Annotated in this window: 20 protein-coding genes; 5 read left to right on the top strand and 15 right to left on the bottom strand. The window is 68.6% G+C overall.

All coding sequences use genetic code 11. The annotated features are described in order from the left end of the window. Positions 1-160: 160 nt before the first annotated feature. Entirely contained in the window at positions 161-505 is a 345-nt protein-coding gene (locus ACZ50J_RS11250) for a hypothetical protein (protein ID WP_464297305.1), read from the top strand. An 81-nt stretch (positions 506-586) separates the two neighbouring features. Here ACZ50J_RS11250 and ACZ50J_RS11245 read toward each other — a convergent pair whose 3' ends face one another. From ACZ50J_RS11245 to ACZ50J_RS11210, 8 genes are read right to left on the bottom strand one after another with little or no spacing between them, the layout of a single operon-like run. Then, positions 587-2,050 (bottom strand): NADH-quinone oxidoreductase subunit N, encoded by a 1,464-nt coding sequence (locus ACZ50J_RS11245; protein ID WP_464297304.1) that lies wholly within the window; start codon positions 2,048-2,050, stop codon positions 587-589. Continuing rightward, entirely contained in the window at positions 2,047-3,537 is a 1,491-nt protein-coding gene (locus ACZ50J_RS11240; protein ID WP_464297303.1) for a complex I subunit 4 family protein, read from the bottom strand. The genes ACZ50J_RS11245 and ACZ50J_RS11240 overlap by 4 nt, the downstream gene beginning before the upstream one ends. A gap of 5 nt (positions 3,538-3,542) precedes the next feature. Then, positions 3,543-5,420 (bottom strand): proton-conducting transporter transmembrane domain-containing protein, encoded by a 1,878-nt coding sequence (locus ACZ50J_RS11235; RefSeq protein ID WP_464297302.1) that lies wholly within the window; start codon positions 5,418-5,420, stop codon positions 3,543-3,545. After that, entirely contained in the window at positions 5,417-5,722 is a 306-nt protein-coding gene (locus ACZ50J_RS11230; protein WP_464297301.1) for an NADH-quinone oxidoreductase subunit NuoK, read from the bottom strand. Before ACZ50J_RS11230 ends, ACZ50J_RS11235 begins: the two co-directional genes overlap by 4 nt. Further along, positions 5,719-6,252 (bottom strand): NADH-quinone oxidoreductase subunit J, encoded by a 534-nt coding sequence (locus ACZ50J_RS11225; RefSeq protein ID WP_464297300.1) that lies wholly within the window; start codon positions 6,250-6,252, stop codon positions 5,719-5,721. The genes ACZ50J_RS11230 and ACZ50J_RS11225 overlap by 4 nt, the downstream gene beginning before the upstream one ends. After that, positions 6,249-7,190, bottom strand: a complete 942-nt coding sequence (locus ACZ50J_RS11220; RefSeq protein ID WP_464297299.1) for a complex I subunit 1 family protein — start codon at positions 7,188-7,190, stop codon at positions 6,249-6,251. Before ACZ50J_RS11220 ends, ACZ50J_RS11225 begins: the two co-directional genes overlap by 4 nt. Then, the gene (locus tag ACZ50J_RS11215; protein ID WP_464297298.1) at positions 7,187-8,500 is read right to left on the bottom strand and encodes a hypothetical protein; all 1,314 of its coding nucleotides are present in this window, start codon (positions 8,498-8,500) and stop codon (positions 7,187-7,189) included. Before ACZ50J_RS11215 ends, ACZ50J_RS11220 begins: the two co-directional genes overlap by 4 nt. Next, positions 8,491-8,841: an NADH-quinone oxidoreductase subunit A gene (locus ACZ50J_RS11210; RefSeq protein ID WP_464297297.1), complete on the bottom strand. Its 351-nt coding sequence runs from the start codon at positions 8,839-8,841 to the stop codon at positions 8,491-8,493. The genes ACZ50J_RS11215 and ACZ50J_RS11210 overlap by 10 nt, the downstream gene beginning before the upstream one ends. A gap of 177 nt (positions 8,842-9,018) precedes the next feature. On the opposite strand from ACZ50J_RS11210, the gene ACZ50J_RS11205 reads away from it, so the two are divergent. The 3 genes from ACZ50J_RS11205 (at position 9,019) to ACZ50J_RS11195 (ending at position 12,067) form a co-directional block, all read left to right on the top strand. After that, positions 9,019-9,357, top strand: coding sequence for a metal-sensitive transcriptional regulator (locus tag ACZ50J_RS11205; protein ID WP_464297296.1), 339 nt, complete (start codon positions 9,019-9,021; stop codon positions 9,355-9,357). Between the two features lie 46 nt (positions 9,358-9,403). Further along, entirely contained in the window at positions 9,404-9,679 is a 276-nt protein-coding gene (locus tag ACZ50J_RS11200) for a heavy-metal-associated domain-containing protein (protein WP_464297295.1), read from the top strand. Positions 9,680-9,760: 81 nt separating this feature from the next. Next, positions 9,761-12,067: a heavy metal translocating P-type ATPase gene (locus ACZ50J_RS11195; RefSeq protein ID WP_464297294.1), complete on the top strand. Its 2,307-nt coding sequence runs from the start codon at positions 9,761-9,763 to the stop codon at positions 12,065-12,067. 168 nt (positions 12,068-12,235) lie between these two features. Here the strand turns inward: ACZ50J_RS11195 and ACZ50J_RS11190 are convergent, their stop codons facing one another. From ACZ50J_RS11190 to ACZ50J_RS11160, 7 genes are all read right to left on the bottom strand, one after another. Then, positions 12,236-13,306, bottom strand: a complete 1,071-nt coding sequence (locus ACZ50J_RS11190) for a C40 family peptidase (RefSeq protein WP_464297293.1) — start codon at positions 13,304-13,306, stop codon at positions 12,236-12,238. A 540-nt stretch (positions 13,307-13,846) separates the two neighbouring features. Beyond that, the gene (locus ACZ50J_RS11185; protein ID WP_464297292.1) at positions 13,847-14,626 is read right to left on the bottom strand and encodes a C40 family peptidase; all 780 of its coding nucleotides are present in this window, start codon (positions 14,624-14,626) and stop codon (positions 13,847-13,849) included. A 513-nt stretch (positions 14,627-15,139) separates the two neighbouring features. Next, complete coding sequence (locus tag ACZ50J_RS11180; protein WP_464297291.1) at positions 15,140-15,835, bottom strand: cation diffusion facilitator family transporter; 696 nt, start codon at positions 15,833-15,835, stop codon at positions 15,140-15,142. Next, positions 15,832-16,200 carry an ArsR/SmtB family transcription factor gene (locus ACZ50J_RS11175; protein WP_464297290.1) on the bottom strand — a complete coding sequence of 123 codons (369 nt, stop codon included), beginning with the start codon at positions 16,198-16,200 and terminating at the stop codon, positions 15,832-15,834. The genes ACZ50J_RS11180 and ACZ50J_RS11175 overlap by 4 nt, the downstream gene beginning before the upstream one ends. Before the next feature lie 337 nt (positions 16,201-16,537). Beyond that, positions 16,538-18,070, bottom strand: a complete 1,533-nt coding sequence (locus ACZ50J_RS11170) for a hypothetical protein (protein WP_464297289.1) — start codon at positions 18,068-18,070, stop codon at positions 16,538-16,540. A 1,059-nt stretch (positions 18,071-19,129) separates the two neighbouring features. Next, on the bottom strand, positions 19,130-19,468 hold the full coding sequence (locus tag ACZ50J_RS11165) for a helix-turn-helix domain-containing protein (protein WP_464297288.1): 339 nt from the start codon (positions 19,466-19,468) through the stop codon (positions 19,130-19,132). Between the two features lie 11 nt (positions 19,469-19,479). Further along, on the bottom strand, positions 19,480-20,574 hold the full coding sequence (locus ACZ50J_RS11160; RefSeq protein WP_464297287.1) for a tyrosine-type recombinase/integrase: 1,095 nt from the start codon (positions 20,572-20,574) through the stop codon (positions 19,480-19,482). Between the two features lie 219 nt (positions 20,575-20,793). Here ACZ50J_RS11160 and ACZ50J_RS11155 point away from each other — a divergent pair, with 219 nt between their 5' ends. Beyond that, positions 20,794-22,059 (top strand): IS256 family transposase, encoded by a 1,266-nt coding sequence (locus tag ACZ50J_RS11155; protein WP_464297286.1) that lies wholly within the window; start codon positions 20,794-20,796, stop codon positions 22,057-22,059. The last annotated feature ends 64 nt before the right edge of the window (positions 22,060-22,123 follow it).

The raw sequence follows: 22,123 nt of genomic DNA, 5'->3' as shown, positions 1-22,123 counted from the left end.
TGCAATCATGCTCGGCGCCTGTACGGCCAGTGGCTCGACCGAGTCGCCCTCGGCGCACAACTCCTCCCGATTCGAGCCGGAGCGGGCATGCACGGACACGACAGTTCGAAAGCTGATAAGCCAGTTCGTGCGGGCTTTCAACGCTGGTGACCAACCGACCTTGAAACGGCTCTGGGCCCAACAGGGACACGGCTTCGACTGGTACAGCACCGACGCTCCGGGCCAACGCATCGGCCCCACCGCCCGGGACCGATCCGGACTCGAGCGCTATTTCACCGGCCGCCACGCCGCCGGGGAACATCTAAGGCTGACTTCGTTCCAGTTCAACGGCAACACCGCCGGCTACGGCAACTTTCAATACACGCTGATTCGCCGAGCCGATGATCTGGCACCGACCGCGTACGCGGGCAAGGGCGCCGCGATCTGCACATCGACGAGATCGATGCTGGGCGTCTGGTCGATGGCCAAGACACTGACGCCGCAACCTACGTCTGCCTCCGGCTGACTCACCGCCACAACGCGCGCCGGGATAAAGCGGTGGCCTGCTACTGCGGTAGCCGGTCGAAGGCGCCGGTGGGCGCGCTGGTCACCATCGGATAGCGGTTGATCCCAGGGTCAGTACGGTGTCGGCCGCGATGCCGATCAGCAGGGCCAGGCATCCGGCGGTGACGGCCGTGGCGACCACGCACCGCTCCGGCCACGGCCGGCTGTGCGGGGCCGCCGCCGGACTGCCCGCCGCGGCGGCGGTCGGTGCGGGGGCTCGGTCGCGGCGGGCGAACACGGGGGCGATCCAGCGCAGGTAGTAGTAGAGGCTGGCGACGGTGTTGATCGCGGCGACCACCACCAGCCACACCCAGCCGCCGTCCCAGGTGGCGGCGAATACGGTGAGCTTGCCGGTGAACACGCCGGTGGGCGGGGTGCCGACCAGGGCAAGCAGACAGACCACCAGAACGCCGGCCAGTGCCGGGCTGTTGCGGGCGAGCCCCCGGTAGGCGGCCAGCGTCCGCAGCTGGGGCCGGGCGGCGACGACGGCGAACGCGCCGAGGTTGGCTGCGGCGTATGCCGCCAGGTAGAGGACCAGCGCGGTCTGTGGCGCCGCGCCGGGGGTTGGGTCGGCGACCACGACGACCATGAGTAGGTAGCCGACCTGGCTGATGGTGGAGTAGGCCAGCAGCCGGGCCGGGTCGTCCTGCCGGAAGGCGGCCAGGTTGCCCAGGGTCATGCTGGCCGCGGCGACCAGTGCCAGCAGGAGCCGCCAGTTGATGGTGTCGTCGGGCAGCACGAGCACGAACCGGTAGAGCGCGAGCAGCGCGCCGATCTTGGGCACGGTGGTGAGGAACGCGCCGGCGCCGGTGGTGGCGCCCTGCACGGCGTCGGGGACCCAGAAGTGCACGGGGACGGCGCCGGCCTTGAACAGCAGGCCGGCGAGCACGGCCACCGCACCGAGGGCGAGCGCCGCCGGTGGCGCGCCGGGCAGGTGCCGGGCGAGGTCGGCATACGAGGTGGATCCGGCCAGCCCGAACAGGACCGCGATGCCACCGAACATGACGATGCCCAGTAGCACACCGAGCAGGTAGGTCTTCAGGGCGCCCTCGGCGCCGGCGGGGTTGCGGGCCCAGCCGGCGAGGGCGTAGAGGGGGATGGAGGCGAGCAGGTAGGCGACGGCGAGCAGCAACAGGTCGGTGCTGCCGGCCAACAGGATGGTGCCGAGGCTGGCCAGCAGTACGAGGACGGCGAATTCGCTTTCCCGGGCGCTGCCGCGCACTCGTCCGGCGGACAGGCCCAGGATCAGCAGGGCCGCGGCGGGCACGATGAGGCGGGCGGCGAAGGTGGCGGCGTCGACGGCGTAGCTGCCGGCGTACAGGGTCGTGCCGGGATGGCCGGCTGCGGCGCCGGTGGCCAACGAGCCGGCCAGGGCGAGCGCGGCGACCAGCTGCGCCGCCCACTGACGCTGCTGGCGGACGAAGGAGCCGGTCAGCAGCGTGACGACGGCCCCGGCGAGCAGGATCAGCTCCGGTGCGAACGCGGCCGGGTCCTCGTGCGCGGTCACCGGCCGACCAGCGTGATGAGGTAGTCCGCGGCGGGAGTGACGACGCCGAGCAGGGATTGCGGATAGAGGCCGATCAGCACCGACAGGGCCAGCAGCGGCACGATGGCCCACAGTTCGCGCGCAGTCAGGTCCGTGAACGTGACCGGCTGGGTGCGCGGCGTGCCGAGGAAGAGCCGGTGGATGGCCCACAGGAAAAGGCCCGCGGTGAGCACGATGCCCAGGGCGGCGACCGCGGCCGCGGGGGTGGCCGGGCCGAGGCTGCCGGCCAGGATCTGGAACTCGGCGATGAAGCCACTGAAGCCTGGCAGGCCCAGGCTGGCGAACGCTGCGATCGTCGTCAGCGCGGCGAATCGTGGTGCCGGGCCGGCCAGGGCGCCGTACTTGCCCAGGTCGTAGCTGCCGCCGCGGTCCAGCAGCACACCGGCCAGCAGGAACAGGGCTGCGGTGATCAGCCCGTGGCTGACCATCTGCACCATGGCACCGGTGACGGCAACGGACCGGGTGTGGGCGTCGCCGGCCAGGCCGGCGGCACCGAGCCCGAGCAGGATGTAGCCCATGTGGTTGACGCTGGTGAAGGCGATCAGCCGTTTGAAGTTGTCCTGGGCCAGGGCCACCAGTGCCCCGTAGAGGACCGATGCCACGCCCACGCCGATGAACACCCAGGCGTATGTGCGCCATTGGTCGGGCAGCAGCGGCATCGCGATCCGCACGAACCCGAAGGTGCCCATCTTCAGCAGGATGCCGGCCAGCACCGCCGACCCGGCTGCCGGCGCGTCGGTGTGTGCCGGCGGCAGCCAGGAGTGGAACGGCACCGTCGGGGTCTTGATCGCCAGGCCGAGGGTGATCGCGGCCAGCACCAGCGGCCCGGCGACACCTGTCCCGGTCAGCGGCGGGTGTGCGGTCAGTTCGGCGATGTCGAACGTGTGCGGGTCGGCCGCGACATACAGGCCGATGAAGCCCAGCAGGAGGGCGAGGGACCCGGTGAAGGTGTAGAGGAAGAACATCAGCGCCGACCGGCGTCGCTGCGGGCCGTGTCCCCACCCGGCGATGATGAAGTACATGCCGACGATGGACAGGTCGAAGAAGACGAAGAAGACGATGAGGTCCAGCGCCGCGAACACCCCGAGGCTGGTGGTCTGCAGCGCCAGGAACAACGCGGCGTACGAGCGGGGCCGCTGCCGCTCACGCAGCGAGTAGGCCGCCGACGCGGTGAACACGACCGCGGTCAGGGCCAGCAGCGGCAGGCTCAGCCCGTCGACGCCGACGTGGTAGCTGGAGCCGACACCCGGCATCCACCGCACCTGCTCGGTAAACCCGAACCGGCCGGGCCGGTCCTCGTGCAGGTATGCCGCCCACATGACGACACTCAGGCCGACGGTGACCAGCCCGGTCACCAGCCAGGCCCACAGGGCCACCCGATCGGGCACGCGCGCCAGCAGCAGCACCGCGGCGACCGCGGCAGGCAGGAAGATCAGCAAGGACAACAACGGGGTTACCTCGCCAACCAGACGATGAGGACGGACACGATCAGGCCGACCGAGGCCTGCGCGTAGTACTGGTGCAACTGGCCGGTCTGCGGGCGCAACGCCAGGCCCGCACCCCGCCGGGCAGCACCGACGACACCGCGTATGGCGCCACCGACCCCGACATCGTCGACGACCGCGGCATGGTCAGCGACCCGACGCCCGACGTGGCCGGCGCCGGCCACCCCGGCCTCCAATGCGGCATCACCGCGGGCGAGCACAGCGGCCAGGCGCAGGGTCGGGCGCAGCACCACGACGTGCGCCGCCTGCTCCAGGTGCAGCCAGTGCCCGGCCCACCGCGGCGTAGGCAGCCGCTGCGGCCAGCGCAGTGCCAGGCCGGTCACCAGCAGGGCCAGCACGATGGAGACGGTCAACTCCCCGGCCGAGGCCGGCGTCGGTGCTGAGGCGTCCGGCTCAACTGCGGCCCATACGGCCGGGGCGACCAGCACGCCGAGCACGGCCGCACCGACTGCCAGCGGCACCAACGGAATCCGCTCGATCCAGCCGACCTGACGGGTGCCGGCCTCCTCCGTGTCATAGCCCGCCGGGTGGTCCGGCGGGCGGCGCCAGATCAGGGCCAGGGCCTTGCCCGCATACGCACTGGAGGCCACCGCGCCCGCGAGCCCGACCGCATACAGCGCCGTCGATTGCTCGCGGGCGGCCGCGAGGACGGACTCCTTGGTCGCCCACAGGGTCAGCGGCGGGACACCGGCCAGAGCCAGCGCCGCGACGGTGAAGGGGATGCCGATCCACGGGTAGGCCCGCCCGGCACCGCGCAGCGCCGGTAGCGACTTGGTGCCCAGGGCCGCGAGCCAGGCCCCGGCGGCCAGGAACAGCAGTGCCTTGGTGGAGGCGTGGCCGACCAAGTGCGCGACGCCCGCACTCACCCCACCCGGGCCGGTGGTGCCCGCGGCGAGCACGACGAAGCCGAGCTGGGCGCTGGTGGAGGCCGCGAGCAACTGCTTGAGGTCGCTCTGGGCGATGGCCACCGCACCCAGCAGTAGGGCCGTGGCCGCGCCGACCCAGGCCGCGGTGGTGGCCGCCCACCCGGCCGCGATCAGCAGCGGGTGCAGGCGCAACAGCAGGTAGCCGCCCATGGCGACCATGGCGGCCGAGTGCAGCAGCGCCGACACCGGGCTCGGCCCGTCCATCGCCCGGGACAGCCAGAACGAGAACGGCAGCTGGGCCGCCTTGCCGAAGGCCGCCGCGAGCACTCCCGCGGCCGCGAGGTGCAGCCACGGCGACGGTAGGTGCGCCAAGCGATTCAGCGAGAGCCCAGGCGTGCTGTCGGAGCCGATGGCCAGGGCCGCTCCGGCGGCCAGGTAGAGCCCCACGTCGCCGGCACGGGTGACCACGAACGCGGTGGTGCCCGAGCCGACCGCTCGATCACGCCGCCAGTCGAACGCGATCAGCGCGTAGCTGGTGGCGCCCATCACCTCCCACGCCATGAGCAGCCCGAGCAGCGTGGTAGCGGTGGCGGTGACCAGGACGGCGGCGACAAAGACCAGCATCAGCCCGGCGAAACGGGCCCGGGTTTGCCGGATCGTGCCGGCCGAGAAGACCAGCACCAGCAGGCTGACCGCGGCCACGGTGACCACGACCACGGCGGACAGCCCGTCGACGGCCAGAGTGAGCGGATCGCCCGCCAGGAACGGCGCGGACGCTGTCGGCCGCACGGCTGCGGCGGCAGCGCCCAAGCCGAGCACACCGACCGCGACCAGGATCCCGGCCACCGGCGCCGCCCGCTCGGTCGCCCGGGCCAGAGCCTGCGGGCCGAGTGGCGCCGCCAGCAGGGCCGCGCCGGCCAGTGCGGGCAGCAGCACCAGCGCCCACAGCAGCGCGCTCACCGCTTCAGCTCCGCGGCCATGTCGGTCATGTCCACGTCGCTGGCGCGAAACAACAGGGTGGCCACGGCGAAACCCATGGCCATCTCCACCGTCATCGCGGAGATGACCACCAACAGCAGCACCTGTCCGTCCGGCGCCGAGGGGGCGAGAAAGTACCAGAACGCCGCGGCCGCGACGATGACCGCATTGACCATCAACTCCAGGCCCATCATCACCATCACCACCGACTGCTGGCTCAGCGCGCCGAACAGGCCGACCGCGAACAGGGCAGCAGCCAGGAGGAGGAACAACTGCAACGTCATCGGTCGGCCACCTCCGAAGACCCCTCGTCCGCCTGCTCATAGCGGCCGCGGGGGACGGCGAGCACGAGCGCGGAGACGATGGTGGCGAACAGCACGGCCGAGATACCGACCATGACGGGCATCTGCGGGCCCATGATCGCCGCACCGATCGACCGGGTCGGATCGGCCGGCACCGCACCTCGCCGGGCCGGCCACGGCACCAGCACCGCACCGGCGCCCAGCAGCAGGAACGTGCCCGATGTGATGACCAGGGCGCCACGCGTGTTGTGCAGCATCGACATGGGCATCAACCCGGCCGGGTTCATCATGAACATGACCATGAAGACGACCATGATCGCCATCTCCATCACCATCATCAAGATCGTGACCACGCCCAGGTAGTCCAGGGTGAGCAGGATCAGCTCCCCGCCGACGGCCACGAACGACGCGGCCAGCGCGAAGGTCGCCCTGGCCATCGAATCGACCACGAAGACCGCCACACCGGACGCGACCGCGATCACGGCCAGCACCGAGAACACCAGCAGAGTCACGATCCACCTCCGGCCGCCGCCAGCACCGACACCGCGAGCAGCTGTGCCAGCACCAGCGGCAACACCACCAGCCACGCCAGCCGCATGACCCGGTCGGGGCGGCATACCGGGAAGCGGTGCCGCGTCGCCAGCAGCACGCTCAGCACGGCCGCCGTCTTGAGCAGCGTCCACAGCCAGGGCGGCAGCAGCGGCCCGGCGCCGCCGCCAAAGAACAGGGCCACCGTCATCGCCGACCCGACGACCAGCAGCGCGTACTGCCCCCACCGCAGCAGCAGCCGGCCCGGCCCGGACTGCTCCACCAGCAGGCCGCCGGCGATGTCCGCTCCGGCCGGGTGCGCGAAGGGACCCCACACGCTGAAGGCGGCCACCGACCCGGCGAACACCACTGCGGCCAGCGGCATCTGCACGACGAACCAGTGACCCTGCTGGGCGGTCACGATCTGCGGCACCGACAGGCTGCTGGCGGCGACCGCGGGCGCCGTCAGGGCAAACATCAACGGCAGCTCGTAGGCCAGCGCCTGGGCAAGAAACCGGTAGCCGCCGACCAGCGAATACACGCTGTTCGGTCCCCACCCGGCCAGCCACCACCCCGCCCACAGCAGCACGTCCATCGCGTTGAACCAGACCAGCCCCACACCCAGGTCGCTCACCACAGCGGACCCGAGCGGGACGACCGGTGCCATCAGCACGGCAACGAGCAGCGGGGTGAGGACGCCGATGCCCCACAGCAACCGGTCCGGGGCCGTCGTCGACCGCCGCTGGACCAGCAGCGACCGTGACACCTCGTATGCCGGCCGCAGCACCCGCCTGCGCAGCGACACCCGGCCGCGCGGGTCGAGCACCGCGTCCAGCGAGCCTGCCAGCACCGCCGCCGACAACACCAGCGGCACGGCGACCAGCACCGACCAGGCCGGCGCCTGCTGGACCAGGCCCGTCATGCCGGATCCCCGTCGTGCTGGTGGTGCATGCCGTGCATGTTGTGGTCGGCCGGCCCTTCGTGACCTGGATGCGGCTCCTGGTCGCCGGCGGCCGGGGTGGCATGCAATTCATCGGGGTCGGGATCCAGGCTCGCCACGACCAGTCGTGCGTCGGCCAGGCCCAGCCCGGGCAACAGGTGCGCGGCAGCCGCCACCAGTGCGTCCGAGCCGTGGCCCGGTATGCCGCGGGGACCCTCGCCCGGTGTCACCGGCCGGCCGGCTAGGGCCAGCTCGGCCTCGGCCAGCCAGGTCCGCAACCGCGCCCACGCATCGCCACCGTCCTCGGCCGCCCGCGCGGCCGGGCCCGACAGGCCGAACCGGCCGACGTCGCCGGGACCGAGCCGGCCCAGTCCGGCCAGCGACCGTCGCAGGCCCCACGAGTGCTCCACCCGTCGATGCAAGCGGTCCACCTCGGCTGGTGCGTCACCGCTCACCGCCGCCGATGCGGTGAGCAGTGTGTCGCGCAGCCGCCGGGCCCGGTCGGCGGCGCCGGACCAGCCGGCCACCTCCAGCAACCGGCCGACCGAGTCCAGATGTGCCGCCGCCCGACGCCGACCGGCGGCTGCCTCGCCCGTCCAGCAGCTCGCCGAGCCGCCCGAGCCGGCCGACACCCGCGCCGCCGCGGACTGCACCACGTCCCCCTGCAACTCGACATCCATCACCAGCCCGGATGGCCACGCCGGCAACACCGGCCCCAGCGCGACATGCAGCACGTCCAGCTTCAGCCCGTCGCGGTCCGGCGCCCGGTCGGCCATCATCAGCCCGCCGGGCATCTGCATGCCGCCGTCATCGTGACCGCCGTGACCTTCATGGTCATGCCCGCTGGGCATCTGCATGCCACCGTGCTCGTGAGCTTCGTCCTCATGCCCGCCGTGGCCGTCGTGCTCGTGGGCGTGCCCGCTCATGGGCTCGACTTGCTCCGTCACGTCCGCACCCGCTCCCGCGTCGGGTGTGCCGGCCAGTCGACGGATCGCCTCGGACAGGACTGCCGCAGCACCCGCGGCGTCCGGCACGTCGACGCGGATTCTCGGAGCAGGCAGCTGACTCCACAGCAGGTCGGCGGCGTCCGCCAGCTCACTGCCGGGTGAGCCCGCAACAACCAGCACGTCCGCGTCGGCAGGCACACCGGTCAGCACACCACCGCGCGTGCGGACCTGTGCCTCGACGGCCAATCGCGCCCCGGTGCCGCCGGGAGCCGTCACCAGCAGCACGTGCGGCCGGCGCGCGGCCCACCGCGCGAGCCGTCGCCGGGCAGCGCTCCTCACACCCATCGCAGCGCACCCTCCCGCCAGGCGTAGACGACCCCCGCCATCAGCAGCCCGAGGAAGACGAACATCTCGATCACCGCGCCGGCACCCATCTGCGCGACCACCAGCGCCCAGGCGTACATGAACAGCATCTCCACATCGAAGGCCAGGAACAGCAAGGTGACGGTGTACCAGCGCACGTGGTAACGAGACAGCGCATGCTCCCTGGGCCGGCTACCCGACAGGTATGGCGGCACGGATTCACTCGGCGCGCCCACGGTAAGCAGGCGATGGGCGACCAGGACGACGAGCACTACGAGCAGACCCAGGCCCAGGGCCGCCAGGATGCTGACGAAGTCGCCCACTGCAGTCTCCTTTCGCGTGCACCGATCGTCCCAGCTCCAGCACCGCCCATGTCTTGTGCGTCTGCCGCAATTCCCGATACCCGTCTTACCCTAGGGGGGTATAGTATGATTCCACAATAGTGAAATACCCCATGGGGGTATCGTGTTGAGACAGTTATCCACCACGAAGGGCTGACCATGACCCAGGCCAAGACGACAGCGGGTGCCACCGCAACGAGCCGCTCCTCGCAGCACAGTTACATCGCGAACCAGACCAAGGGCGAGTACCTGAAGCGGCTGCGGCGCATCGAAGGGCAGGCGCGGGGCCTGCAGCGGATGGTCGAGGAGGAGCAGTACTGCATCGACATCCTCACCCAGGTCTCGGCCATGACCAAGGCCCTGCAGGGGCTGGCGCTCGGGCTGCTGGACGAGCACCTGGCGCACTGCGTCGTCAATGCGGCTCGTGAGGGCGGCGAGGAGGCGGAGCAGAAACTCCAGGAGGCCTCCGACGCGATCGCTCGCATGGTCCGCAGCTAAACCACCGACATACCACCGAAGAACATCACGGGAGGAACCAACCACCATGTGCACTTCCTGCAACTGCGGCACCCAGACCACCAACACCACCGACACCGCTCAGCCGGTCGCGATCACTGCGGCACCTGCGTCATACACGGTCACGGGTATGACGTGCGGGCACTGCGTGGCATCGGTGACCGAGGAAGTCGGCGAGATCGACGGAGTCCGCGACGTGCAGGTAGATCTCGCGAGCGGCGTATTGACGTTTGCCTCCGACGAGCCCATCGCGCGCGACACCGTGGAAGCCGCGGTCCGTGAGGCCGGTTACGCCCTCGCCTGAGCGCCGCGGGCGAGCCGGGCCGTCGACAACCGCACGGCGCGTCCCCAGAGAACGAATGCAACTAGGAAGAAGGAGGAGCTGATGAGCGCGACAATCGACTCGGCAGCGACCACCGTTGCCGATAACGCGGTCCCTGCGGCGGCCGATGTGGAGCTGCTGCTGAGCGGGATGACGTGCGCGTCGTGTGCCAACCGGATCGAGCGCAAGCTCAACAAGCTCGACGGCGTGACGGCGACGGTCAATTACGCCACCGAGAAGGCCAAGGTCACCTATGGCGACACCGTCACCACTGACGACTTGGTCGCCGCCGTCGAGTCTGCGGGGTATGGCGCCAAGCTTCCCGCCCCACCGAGGGTGACCGAAGACGGCACACCTGCGACGGCGAATGCCGAAGATTCCGAGGCAGATTCGGCGTTGCGCGACCTGCGTACCCGGCTGATCGTCTCCGCCATACTGTCGGTGCCGGTTGTCGCGATGGCGATGATCCCGGCGTTGCAGTTCGATAACTGGCAGTGGCTGTCGCTGACCCTGGCCGCGCCAGTGGTGGTCTGGGGCGCGCTGCCGTTGCACCGGGCGACCTGGACCAACCTCAAGCACGGCGCCGCGACCATGGACACGCTGGTGTCGATGGGCACCGGTGCGGCGTTCGCCTGGTCGGTCTACGCACTCTTCTGGGGTGATGCGGGTATGCCGGGTATGCGCCACCCCTTCGAGCTGACCATCGAGCGCACCGATGGCACGTCGAACATCTACTTCGAGGCGGCCGCGGGTGTCATCACCTTCATCCTGCTGGGCCGATACCTGGAGCACCGGTCCAGGCGCAACGCCGGTGCCGCCCTGCGGGCGCTGCTCAACCTGGGCGCCCGCGACGTCGCCGTGCTCCGCGACGGTGTCGAACAGCGAATCCCGGTGTCGCAGTTGGCCGCCGGTGACCGCTTCGTGGTCCGCCCGGGCGAGAAGATCGCCACCGACGGCGTCGTCGAAGAGGGCTGTTCGGCGGTCGACGCGTCGATGCTGACGGGTGAGTCCGTGCCCGTGGATGTCTCTCCCGGCGATGCGGTGGTCGGTGCGACGGTCAACGCTGCCGGCCGGCTCGTCATACGCGCGACCCGGGTCGGCTCCGATACCCAGCTGGCCCAGATGGCCCGGCTGGTCGAGGACGCCCAGACCGGGAAGGCCGCCGTCCAGCGGCTTGCCGACCGGATCTCCGGCATCTTCGTGCCGGTCGTGATCGTGATCGCCGTCGGCGTCTTCGGCTTCTGGCTGGCGACGGGGGCCGGCGCGGCCGGTGCGTTGACCGCAGCAGTGGCTGTGCTGATCGTCGCCTGCCCCTGTGCCCTGGGCCTGGCGACGCCGACAGCCCTGATGGTCGGCACCGGGCGCGGCGCCCAGCTCGGCATACTCATCAAGGGCCCGGAGGTGTTGGAGCAGACCCGCACGGTCGACACCATCGTGCTGGACAAGACCGGCACCGTCACGACCGGCGAGATGACGCTCGCCAACACGTATGTCGCGGTCGGTGAGGACGCCGCGCAGGTGTTGCGTATGGCGGGCGCCCTGGAGGACGCCTCCGAGCATCCGATCGCGCGTGCTATCGCCGACGCAGCCCGCGCGGCCGGACAGCTCGGGGCGGTGGAGGACTTCGCCAACCTCGAGGGCCTCGGCGTGCAGGGCATCGTCGACGGGCACGCAGTGCTCGTGGGTCGGCCGCAGTTGCTCGCGCAGTGGTCGCAGCATCTCGACACCGAGCTCCGGACCGCGTTCAACGATGCGACCAGCCGCGGGCAGACCGCGGTGGCGGTCGGCTGGGACGGTCGGGCGCGCGCCGTGCTGGTCGTGGCCGACCAGGTCAAGGACACCTCCGCCGACGCCATCGCCCAGCTACGCGACCTCGGACTGCGGCCGATCCTGCTCACCGGCGACAACGACCGCGTCGCGCGCACCGTCGCCGGCCAGGTCGGCATCGACGCCGCGGACGTCTTCGCCGAAGTGCTGCCGGCCGACAAGGTCGACGTCGTCAAGCAGCTGCAATCCGAAGGCCACATCGTCGCGATGGTCGGCGACGGCGTCAACGACGCCGCGGCACTCGCGCAGGCCGACCTGGGCCTGGCGATGGGCACCGGCACCGACGTCGCGATCGAGGCCAGCGACATCACCCTGGTCCGCGGGGACCTGCGAGTCGCGGGTGACGCCATACGGCTGTCGCGTCGCACGCTGGGTGTGATCAAGAGCAACCTCGTCTGGGCGTTCGGCTACAACGTGATCGCGATCCCGATCGCGGCCGCCGGCCTGCTCAACCCGATGCTCGCCGGCGCCGCCATGGCGTTCTCGTCGGTGTCGGTCGTCATGAACAGCCTGCGGCTCAGGGGATTCCGGTCGTCATTATGAGAATCACAGGATCGCTCGCGGGCCTTTCACACCACCAGGTGGCGGTGCGAAAGGCCCGCGCCCTCGCCTGGTGGGCCGTGGCATGCCTAGCCCGCTGCGCCACCCGCGCCCTCACCGAGTCAAAGGGAAAGTAGAGGACCCACCGTCGATAGCCGGATGGAGGCGGCGTCAGCGCAACGTGCCGTAGCCCGTCGGCGTGGTCCACATGTTCTCCTTCTTGACCACGGTGCCGGGGTGATCGGCGGAGATCATCAAGTTCCCGCCGGCATATATGGCCACATGGGTCGCCGGCGAGCCGAAGAAGACCAAGTCACCCGGCTGCGGGCTGTAGGTCCTCTTCACGTACGCCTGCTGCTGGCTGGCCGTCCGGGGGATGGACAACCCGGCCTGCTTGTAGACATATGACGTCAGCCCGGAACAGTCGAAGCCCTGCGACGGCGTCGAACCGCCCCACACGTAGCGGACGCCGTAATACTTCTCCGCAATCGAGATGACCGCGGACAGACCCTGGTTGGTCGACGGCGGGGGTGGCGGAGGCGGTGCCGGGTTCGTCCCGCACGGGTAGCCACCCATCGCACTCCACGTCAACGGACCGATGATGCCGTCGGCGACCAGGCCCTTGCCTCGCTGGAAGGACTTGACGCGCGACAACGTGTTGGCGCCGAAGACACCATCCACTGCGACGCCGCCCATCTTCTGCTGCGCGCTCGACACCAGGGACCCGCTGGCGCCGTACCGCAGCACGGTGGCCTTGCAGGAGGGTGTCGGGCTCTTCGGCGGGGTCGGCGTCGGGTTCGAACCCGGGAAGCCACCAAGGGCCTTCCAGGTCAACGAACCGACGATGCCGTCGGCAACCAGGTGATGCGACCGCTGGAAGGATTTCACCTTCGTCAGCGTGCGCGTCCCGAAGTCGCCGTCCACCGCCAGTCCGCCCAGCCGCTGCTGCACGGTTTTGACATAACTGCCCTTTGATCCGTAGCGCACGGTCACCACGGCACTCGGCGAGGCGGCCCGTACGGCGCTCGTCGATGCGCTGCTGCGCTGCCCTGACGCACCACTCGTGCCGCTGCCGGGATCGGCATACGACGGAGCGGCCTGCACGAGGCTGGCTGCGGCGGCCGGGACGCTGAGGAGCGTTCCGGTCACCACCAACCCCTTGCGGGAGGTGAACGCCGGGGCGACCTTGGCAGAGAGCCCAGGTCGTGGTTTGCGATGTCTCGGAGTAGTAATTGTGGTCATGTGACCCTCTCGGTCCTCGTCCAGTCCAGAAACGCGCGCAGGGGGATGCCACGTGCACGTGGCATCCCCCGATGTCGCCTACTCCTTCCCCGAAGAAGGCGCTGCACGAGACCTGACTATGCCGGTGCCTCAAGACCTGTGAAAGACGCGAATTCTGGGCTCGGATGGGCCCACGTGACATCTGTTACTGGTGTGACTTGAGTGAATTGGCGGGGCGGACGGAGCTGAAGTGGCCCAGTGTTGCAATTTCAACGATCTCCGGCGGCGGACGCCCGCCTTTAACACTCCTGGCGCGAAACCCGTTCGAACGACACGCCGAACTCAGGCATTTCCCAGCTATCTCATATATTGAGATGATGGCTTGCGGCCAGCCAGCCCGTCGTTAGGGCGATAGGAGCAAAACCACCCGGCGACCTTGCAGAGTTGGGCGGTTCACGTGACGGCTTGCCGAGCAGCGAGAAGCCCCGCCTGCCTGGAAAGGGCTGACGGGGCGCTTCTCGCTGTTGCGTGGCGTTGCTGTACGACGCCGGGTATCGAGTCTCAGATGCGGCCGTAGTAGTGGCTGCCCCAGACGTTCTGGACGCTGACGACGGTGCCAGGGGTGCGGGCGGCGATCATCTTGCCATTCCCGAGGTAGATCCCATTGTGGTACGCCGGGGAACCCCAGAAAATGAGGTCGCCGGGACGCGGGCTGGACACGCGGGTCGCGGCGGCCGCCTGCGCCGACGCGGTCCGCGGGATGCTCTTGCCCGCCTGGCGGTAGACGTACTGGGTGAAGCCCGAGCAGTCGAAGCCCGAGGGCGAGGTACCGCCCCAGCGATACGGGGTGCCGCGCAGGCCCATCGCGATCGACACGACGGACGAGTTGGACTTCGGTGCCGGCTTCGGCTTGGTCGTCGGCGCGCTGCCGTAACCACCGAGTGCGGTCCAGGTGTAGCGGCCGACGATGCCGTCCGCGACGAGACGGTGGGCGCGCTGGAACGACTTGACCTTGGTGCGGGTACGCGGACCGAAGATGCCGTCGACCGCGAGACCGCCGACCTTGCGCTGGACGACCTTCACGGCGGCGCCGCGGGAGCCGTATCGAACGGTCGGACCGATGCGAACGGCGGTGGCCAAGTGGCCGGCAGCCTGCACTTGACCAGCAGCCTGGACGGAGCCGGTCTGCGCCAGACCTGCGCTCGGCGCAGCAGAGGCATTCTCCATACCGACCAGCGGCACGACGACGGCACCGGCGGCGGCAACTGCCAGGCCACGGCGACCGACCTTGTTCAGAACATTCGGCTCATGCTTCAGGTGACGCGGGGAGTACGAACCCATGAATCAAGGGACCCTTCCAAAATGGACTGCAGGACAATGTGGGTGCGGGCGCCGTTGCCGTTGCCCCGGGCAAGTGCCCGACCCAGTCATGCACCCGACTCCCCGAAGCCGGGGGCACGGTCACTGACTATGACCTACGCGGGGGCGTTCCCAAAGTCGTTCGCAGATATCCGTCGACGATCAGCGAGCTGCCGACAGCTCTCGATGGCAGGCGGCAGCGTCACCGCCGTTGTGACCATTCCGTAATATTTCGCGGAATGCCGGGCCTGTGCCGCGCTCTCGAAGAAACCGCGCCACGAGGCGCATATCCCCTCAAAACAGTCTTCCGGATGAGACGCATTCGTCTCAGAGTTCAAGACGCGAGGCATGTGCCCATCACGTCCCCTGGGGCGCCAACTCCGTGGCCGTCGGTGCAGCGCAGTGCTATTGGGTACGAATTGCTCGTCGCTGGGACGGAGGAACCGCGAGTGCGCGCCGTCCAGCACTGATCAGAGGCCGGTGCAGCACATCGCCTCAGTGTTCGTGGTGGTGGTCTTCCATGGTTTGGCCGGGGTCTTGTTGCACGGTGCGGAATGACTGCCAGGTGATGCGCAGGATCACCAGCGTGATCATCAGGCCGATGACCGGGTCGCCCACTTGGAAGCCGAGTCCGACGGCGATTGCGCTGGCCACCACGGACAGGCTGACCAAGCCGTCGGTACGTGCATGCGCGCCATCGGCGATCAGCGCCGGTGAACTCAGTCGTTTCCCGGCGCTGGTGCGAATCATGGCGGCGATCTCGTTACCGGCGAACCCGATGATCCCAGCGATCGCCAACGGCACCAAGTGATCCAAGTGTTGCGGGTGGACCAGCCGGTTGATCGATTCGACCAGGGCGATTACGGCACTGACGAAGATCGTTGCGACGACGAAGTATCCGGCGCGTTTTTCGGCGACGAATGACCGTAACCAGAACGCGATGCCCAACGGGATCGCGGTCAGTGCGTCCCCGAAGTTGTGGATCAGGTCTGCCAGCAACGCGATCGAGTCGGTGGCGATGAACACCACGAACTGCGCCGCCGCGGTGAGCAACAGCACCAGCAGGCTCCCACCGACTGCTTTGAGCCCTTCCCGGGACGACAGGATCGACCTCGCGACCAACCCGTGACTATGCCCGTGCCCACTCCCGTGACTCTGCAGGTGGGTGTCGTGGGAGTGACCGGTGTTCACGCCGGGTCCTCGGTGACGTGATGGTGCGTTCCAGTGGCGGCCGCGAAGGTGTGCTCGGCCTGCCTGATTGCATCGATGACCAGCTGGGAGGCGTGTTCGTCGACCAGCCGGTAGAACGCGGTCGTGCCTTCCTTGCGGTGCGCCACCATCCGCGCCAGGCGCAACTTCGCCAGGTGCTGGGATACCGCCGCCGGCGTCTTGTCGACCACGTCGGCCAGGTGATTCACCGACATTTCACCCGCATTCCGCAATACGAGCACGATCCGCACGCGGGTCGCGTCGGCCAACATGGAGAACACCTCCACGGCCAATTCAACAAACTCCGACTCGGGGTCCAAACCGCATTGCTGATTACTTGCATACATACGCAGATTGTTGCACTTATGGCTGGCCTGAAGCCAGTCGCACAGCTGCTGTCTCGCGGTTGAGTCAAGTGCTGGTGATGGCCAAGAGGGTCGCGAAGGCTGCGTGGAAGTCTGCCCGGCGGCCCACCACACTGAGCACCTGCGAGTGGGTCATCGTGATGTCGCAACACCCAGTCACGCCGGGCGACGCGACCGTGGACGCGTAAGGCGGCCCAGCCCGCATGTCGCCAAAATCGTGACAGCGTGCGTTGGGGGCTGTCCGATGCGAGGCCCGAGACGGCTGTGGCGCCTGACCCGCGCCTGACCCGAGATGCTGTTCGGTTCGACTGGCGCGCATTCAGGCCTGGTATGAGGCCCAGGTTCCGCCGGCCCATTGTCGCCAGCGGTCGGCGGTGCTGGTGCCGATGCCGAGCAGGTCGGCCAGGACCGCGGGTGGCAGGTCGCGGGCCAGTGCCAGCAGCGTTGTGTTGCGGGCGTGACGGGAACGGATCCCCATTCGGCGCAGCTCGTTCAGAAGGGCTTCGGTTCCGAGTCGCTTCCCAGGTCCGCGGCCGGGAAACAGCCACCTGTCTTCGGTGGCCTCGAAGCTGTTGGCAATGCCACGTTCTTGTAGCATGGAGATCGTGCCGTTCGCGGTATGACGAAGGATCGTCGCGATCGGTTCTGCGATGTCGACGGCGTCAATTCCGAGCCGCAGCGTGGTGGGCGGTCCCGGCGTGACGTGCGAGGCACGTAGCTGCACGATCGTGCTGGCGTGTTGTCCGTACATCAGCACCAGGGTGCCGGCCAGTCGGGTCCGGGGGCTGAGGGTGTGGTCGTGCAGGCAGCGGCGCAACAATCCCCACTGGTGGTCGGGGTCATTGAAGCCCATCGGGTCGTGCATCCGCTGCACGGGCAAATTCACCGATGGCGCGAGCCGGTGCCGCCTGGCCCATCGCAGGAAGACCGACACCGAGATCGCGTCCGACCCGCGACGGGCCAGCCACTGATCGAGCACCGGCTGACGCAGAGACCCGATGTGTTCACCGCGTGAGTGGAGTTCGTCGACCAGGCGCCGCGGCCCGTACAGCATGCCGCGGGCCAGGGTGCACGTTCGTTGTGGGTCACGGCCGGTCGCCAGCCGTCGCCGGACACCCGGCAGCACGTGCCAGTGGACGTACCGGGCGATAACCATCTGATCCTCGCCCGGGGTGTGCTCGATCAGCCGGGCGAACGCGGCCTCCAGCCGCGCGAGGTATTCCTCGCGGGGCGGCAGCGCTCCGGCGGCCACCAGCAGCCGGCGCAGGTGTTCGACGCTGATGGCTCGGCCGCCGCGGTCGCCTGCTGCGGCATCCAATGTGTCGTGGTCGATCGGTGCCTGTCCGTGTGCCATCCGGGTCAGCAGGGTGGTGGCCGCGGGACTGCGCAGGAACCACTGCCGTAGCTGCGGGAAGTCGTGTGTGGCCGCCAACCGGTCGATGAACGAATTCAGGCGCGGATCAACAGGTTCGGACACCGTGTCGCCGAGACGGGCGCGAACCCACTGCCGGGCGCGACAGAACAAGCACCGCGGCTGCGCCTTGGTCGGCAGGAGCGCGAAGATGCTGCGGGAGCATTGGCGACACTGGGCGCGGGCGGTGCCGCGGCACCCGGGGCAGGCGTCCTGTGTCGTCTTCGGGTTGTGTTCGCGGGGGTGGCCACAATCGACGCAGATCAGCTGCGGTCTCATGGCACAGGTCTTGCAGATCCGTTCCCCGGTGCGGCGGGTGCTGATGGCCTTGACGGTTTTGCCGCACCGGTCACAGGAGTTTCCCTCCAGCGCGCCGGCCGGTCGCAGCCCGACCGTCACGTCGGCCGCGCCGATCCCGAGCTCCGTGGCGGTGCGACGCACGTAGTCGCAACATCCGATGCAGGCGGGGCCGCTGGGACCATCGCGCAGGTTGCGGGAGGACCAGCCGCAGCGGATGCATGCCCTGGTGGTTCGCACTGGACGAGGCTTCGGGATGGCGCGTGGCCGGCCCGCGAGCTCGCGGCGGTACCAGCACACCTTGCACACCAGTGCCCCCTTCTCGTCGTGTCCGCCCGGCGGGCGCTTGATCCCGCAATCCGTGCAGGGTTGATAGTTGCGGTTCCGCCAGCAGCTGCCACACAACACGGCACCGCCAGTGGTGAGCCCGCCGGTGGTCTTCCACTGGTCGCACACGTCGCAGAAGGTTGCCTCGTGTAAGACGACTGCCTGGCTGCGGCGGAATCGGGAATGACGGTGCGGGCGCGTCGGCCAGGCCAACGACCGATACGTGCAAGTGCAGGTGCCGCACAGGAAGTGCATGTTGTCCACGAGGGTCAGCGGGTGACGGACCCGCCGGCACATCCGACAGGTTGAGTCACCGTCGCCGTGCGGGTTACGCACCCGGGGTCGGATCGGCCCCGCCTGGGCGGCCATCCGCTCTTGGTCGTCGCACCAGCTCCGGCAAGCCGGGCGAGCCCGGCACGCTCCGCAGATTCCTTGCCCGGACACGCCCCGGAAGGTCATGAACCCCGGTTGCTCACAGCACGCGCAAAGCTCCTGCTTGCTCTTCTTCCAGCAGTCCTCGCAGGCCATCTGCCCGGACTCCAGGCGGGTCTTGAACCGTCGCGACGAATTGCCGCATGATCCGCAGCGTGGCCGCACCACACCCGGGACACCGGCATCTACCAACGCATCCGTCAGCTGCTGAGTGGCACGCACACTGCGCGACGAGCCATTCGTCAGCAGAGACGGCTCGTCAAACAAATCCGCTGCGATCTGCCGCGCCGGACCTTTCGGATGGCAGGCGCGAGCGACGACGGCCAGGACCACGGCTTCGTCGCTGGCGGGAACGGTCGTGACGACGACGGCGACGATCAGGCGGATGCACTGCTCTCGGACCGCGGTAGCGTCACCGGGCATGGCCACGGGATCGGGCGCCCACTACTGCTCGGTGCGCCGCACGCTCACCCGGGCCGGTTTACGGGTCCGCCCGTCCGGGGTGGCGCGTGCCACCGGTGATGCCCCGCCAGCAGCGTGACGCTTCGGCGTCTCCTGCACGGCCCGCACCACCTGCACCAAATCCGCCGGAGTGCAGTCCAACGCGTCACAAGCAGCGGCCAGCACACGCATGTTCAACCGCTCCGGCACCTGGGTGACCAACCGATACACCTGGGTGACCGACAAATGCACCCCGCGCGCCTCCAGCAACGGCACCAAGTCCGTGGTCGCGAACATCCCACGGGACGCCATCACCTCCCGTAGCTTCCAGTCGATCGTCACGTCCGCAATCATCAGAATCCCTCCATGGAGCCGCCGGCAAGCTGATCCAACGAGGCGCGCAGCGCCTTGTTCTTGAAGTCGCTGCTCACCCCGGAATACAACGCAGTCGACCCGCCCCACCGGTGCCCGACCTGCTGCTGCACGAAGAACGGGTCGAACCCGTCCTCCAACAAATGCGTCACATACGAATGCCGCAAGCAATGCAAGTGCAACTCGCTGGGCAACCCTGCGGCGTCGCGGTATTCGGCGAACCGGCGACCCGCATGCGCCGGACTCACTACGGAGCCACGCTCGGTCGGCCACATCCACCGCCCCGCCACGTCGCCGTACTCCGCACGGATCTCCAACCATTCCTGTAACACCTGTGGCGCCCACGGCATAGTCGTCAGCACCGACCGCCGACGGGGATGGCCACCCCGGACCGCTTTGCCCCACCGGACGTGACAGACCCCGAAGCGGTCGAACTCGGGTGCCTTCGGATTCCGGTAGAAGTCAACGGTTTCCAACCGGGTCAGCTCCCGTCGACGTAACCCGTACGCATAGGCGATCTTGAACATCGCGGAGTCCCGCCACGCCGCCAACCAGCCCTTACGACCCGACTGACACGCAGCAGCGACACGTTCGTCCGCGTAATCAAACAGTTGCTCAATCTCGTCGCGTGTCAATGGGCGAACCGCCGGGGACGCCTCCACCTCCGCAACATGCGCGACCGTGTTCCACTCGTGACAGATCTGCACCGGGTGTGTGCCGAACCGTTCCCAGCACAGCTCGCCCCACCCGTACACCGGATCGGTCACGTACTCGCAATATTTCCGCACCGCTGCCTGATACCCCCGGATCGTGGTCAACGCGCGGCCACGATCTCGCAGGTCCGAGGACCACGACTCCAAGTCCTCCGCGGTCCACGCCCACGGGTACTCGCCGGTGAACGACATGAACCGCCGCACCAGGTCACCGCGGTTCTTCAGCGACAGCGCCGCCAAACCGCGTGACTGTCCCTGCGCCCGCCACCCGGTCAACATGCCCTCGAACACCGCGTCTTCGGGACGCAGATGCACCACCGACGAATCAAACACGGCCAACGCAACAGCCCGATCCTCACCCATCACCGCACCTCCTCAGAAGGAGGATTCTTGCACCAGATGCAATGTCTCCACAAGGCCTGCCGTGGAGCCGGTCTTGGTACCGACGCAAACAGGTAAAGTTACGTCCATAGGTTTGGTGTACGACCGATCCGGGTGATCGCGTCGCGTCCCACGTGAGCGCGGTCACCGGGTGGATCCTTCGAGAGAACTGTCTAGATCCCACTCGAATGGAGCACCACGATGACCGCTGGACCCCACAATATTGATCCGCAGGAGTTCTTGCACGAGCACCTGGCCCAAGCCAGCCCGGACTTGCTGCGGGAGCTGATGCAGATGTTCGTCAACGCCTTGTTGTCCGGTCAGGCCGACACGGTGTGTGGTGCGGACTACGGCACTCGCACCGACGACCGCGTGAACCGGCGTAACGGGTATCGGCACCGGGACCTGGACACCCGGGTCGGCACCCTGGACGTGGCGGTCCCGAAGTTGCGTGAGGGCACGTTCTTCCCCGAATGGCTGCTGGAGCGTCGCAAGCGTGCCGAAGCCGCGCTGACGTCGGTGGTGGCGACGTGCTACCTGCTCGGTGTGAGTACCCGGCGGATGGACAAGCTGGTGCAAACCCTGGGCATCACTGGCTTGTCGAAGTCCCAGGTGAGCGTGATGGCCAAGGACCTCGACGAGCAGGTCACCGCGTTCCGCAACCGCCCGTTGGATGACGGCCCGTACACGTTCGTGGCCGCGGACGCGTTGATGATGAAGGTCCGCGAAGGCGGCCGTGTCGTGAAGGTCGCGGTCATGGTCGCGACCGGGGTGAACGCCGAGGGGTACCGGGAAGTCCTTGGCGTGCAAGCAAGTTCGGCCGAAACGGCCTCCGGGTGGCTAACGTTCTTCCGGGACCTGGTCGCTCGTGGCCTGTCCGGGGTGGCGATGGTCACCAGTGACGCGCACGCCGGCTTGGTCGACGCGATCGGGGCAACGTTGCCGAATGCGTCCTGGCAGCGGTGCCGCACTCACTACGCGAAGAACCTGTCCGACATCACTCCCAAGACCCAGTGGGGTTGGGTCAAGGCGTTGCTACACAGCGTGTACGACCAACCGGACGCGGACGCCGTGCACGCCCAGTTCGACCGGGTGCTGCAGGGACTGGCCGAGAAGCTGCCCGCGGTCGCCGAGCATCTGGAGAACGCCCGCGCCGACGTGCTCGCGTTCACCGCGTTTCCCAAGGCCGTGTGGCGGCAAATCTGGTCCAACAACCCCAACGAACGACTCAACCGAGAAATCAGGAGGCGCACCGACGTCGTGGGCATCTTCCCGGGGCGGGACGCGATCATTCGCCTCGTGGGTGCCGTCCTGGCCGAGCAACACGACGAATGGGCCGAGCAACGCCGCTACCTCGGCGTGGAAGCCCTCGCCGTCGCGCAAGCAGTCTTGACCGCCCGCACCACCGACGCGAAGGAGGACACCACCGTTATCGAGCCCGCCATCGCAGGCGAGCTCAGCGCCTAAACACACCTGAAGGATTCACGACTTCGTACACCACTCAGCAGGACTTGACCACAGGTAAAGTCGA

Source organism: Flexivirga sp. G2 (assembly GCF_055397625.1).
The sequence above is the reverse complement of the archived record's forward strand: the minus strand, read 5'-3'. Positions and strand labels throughout refer to the sequence as shown.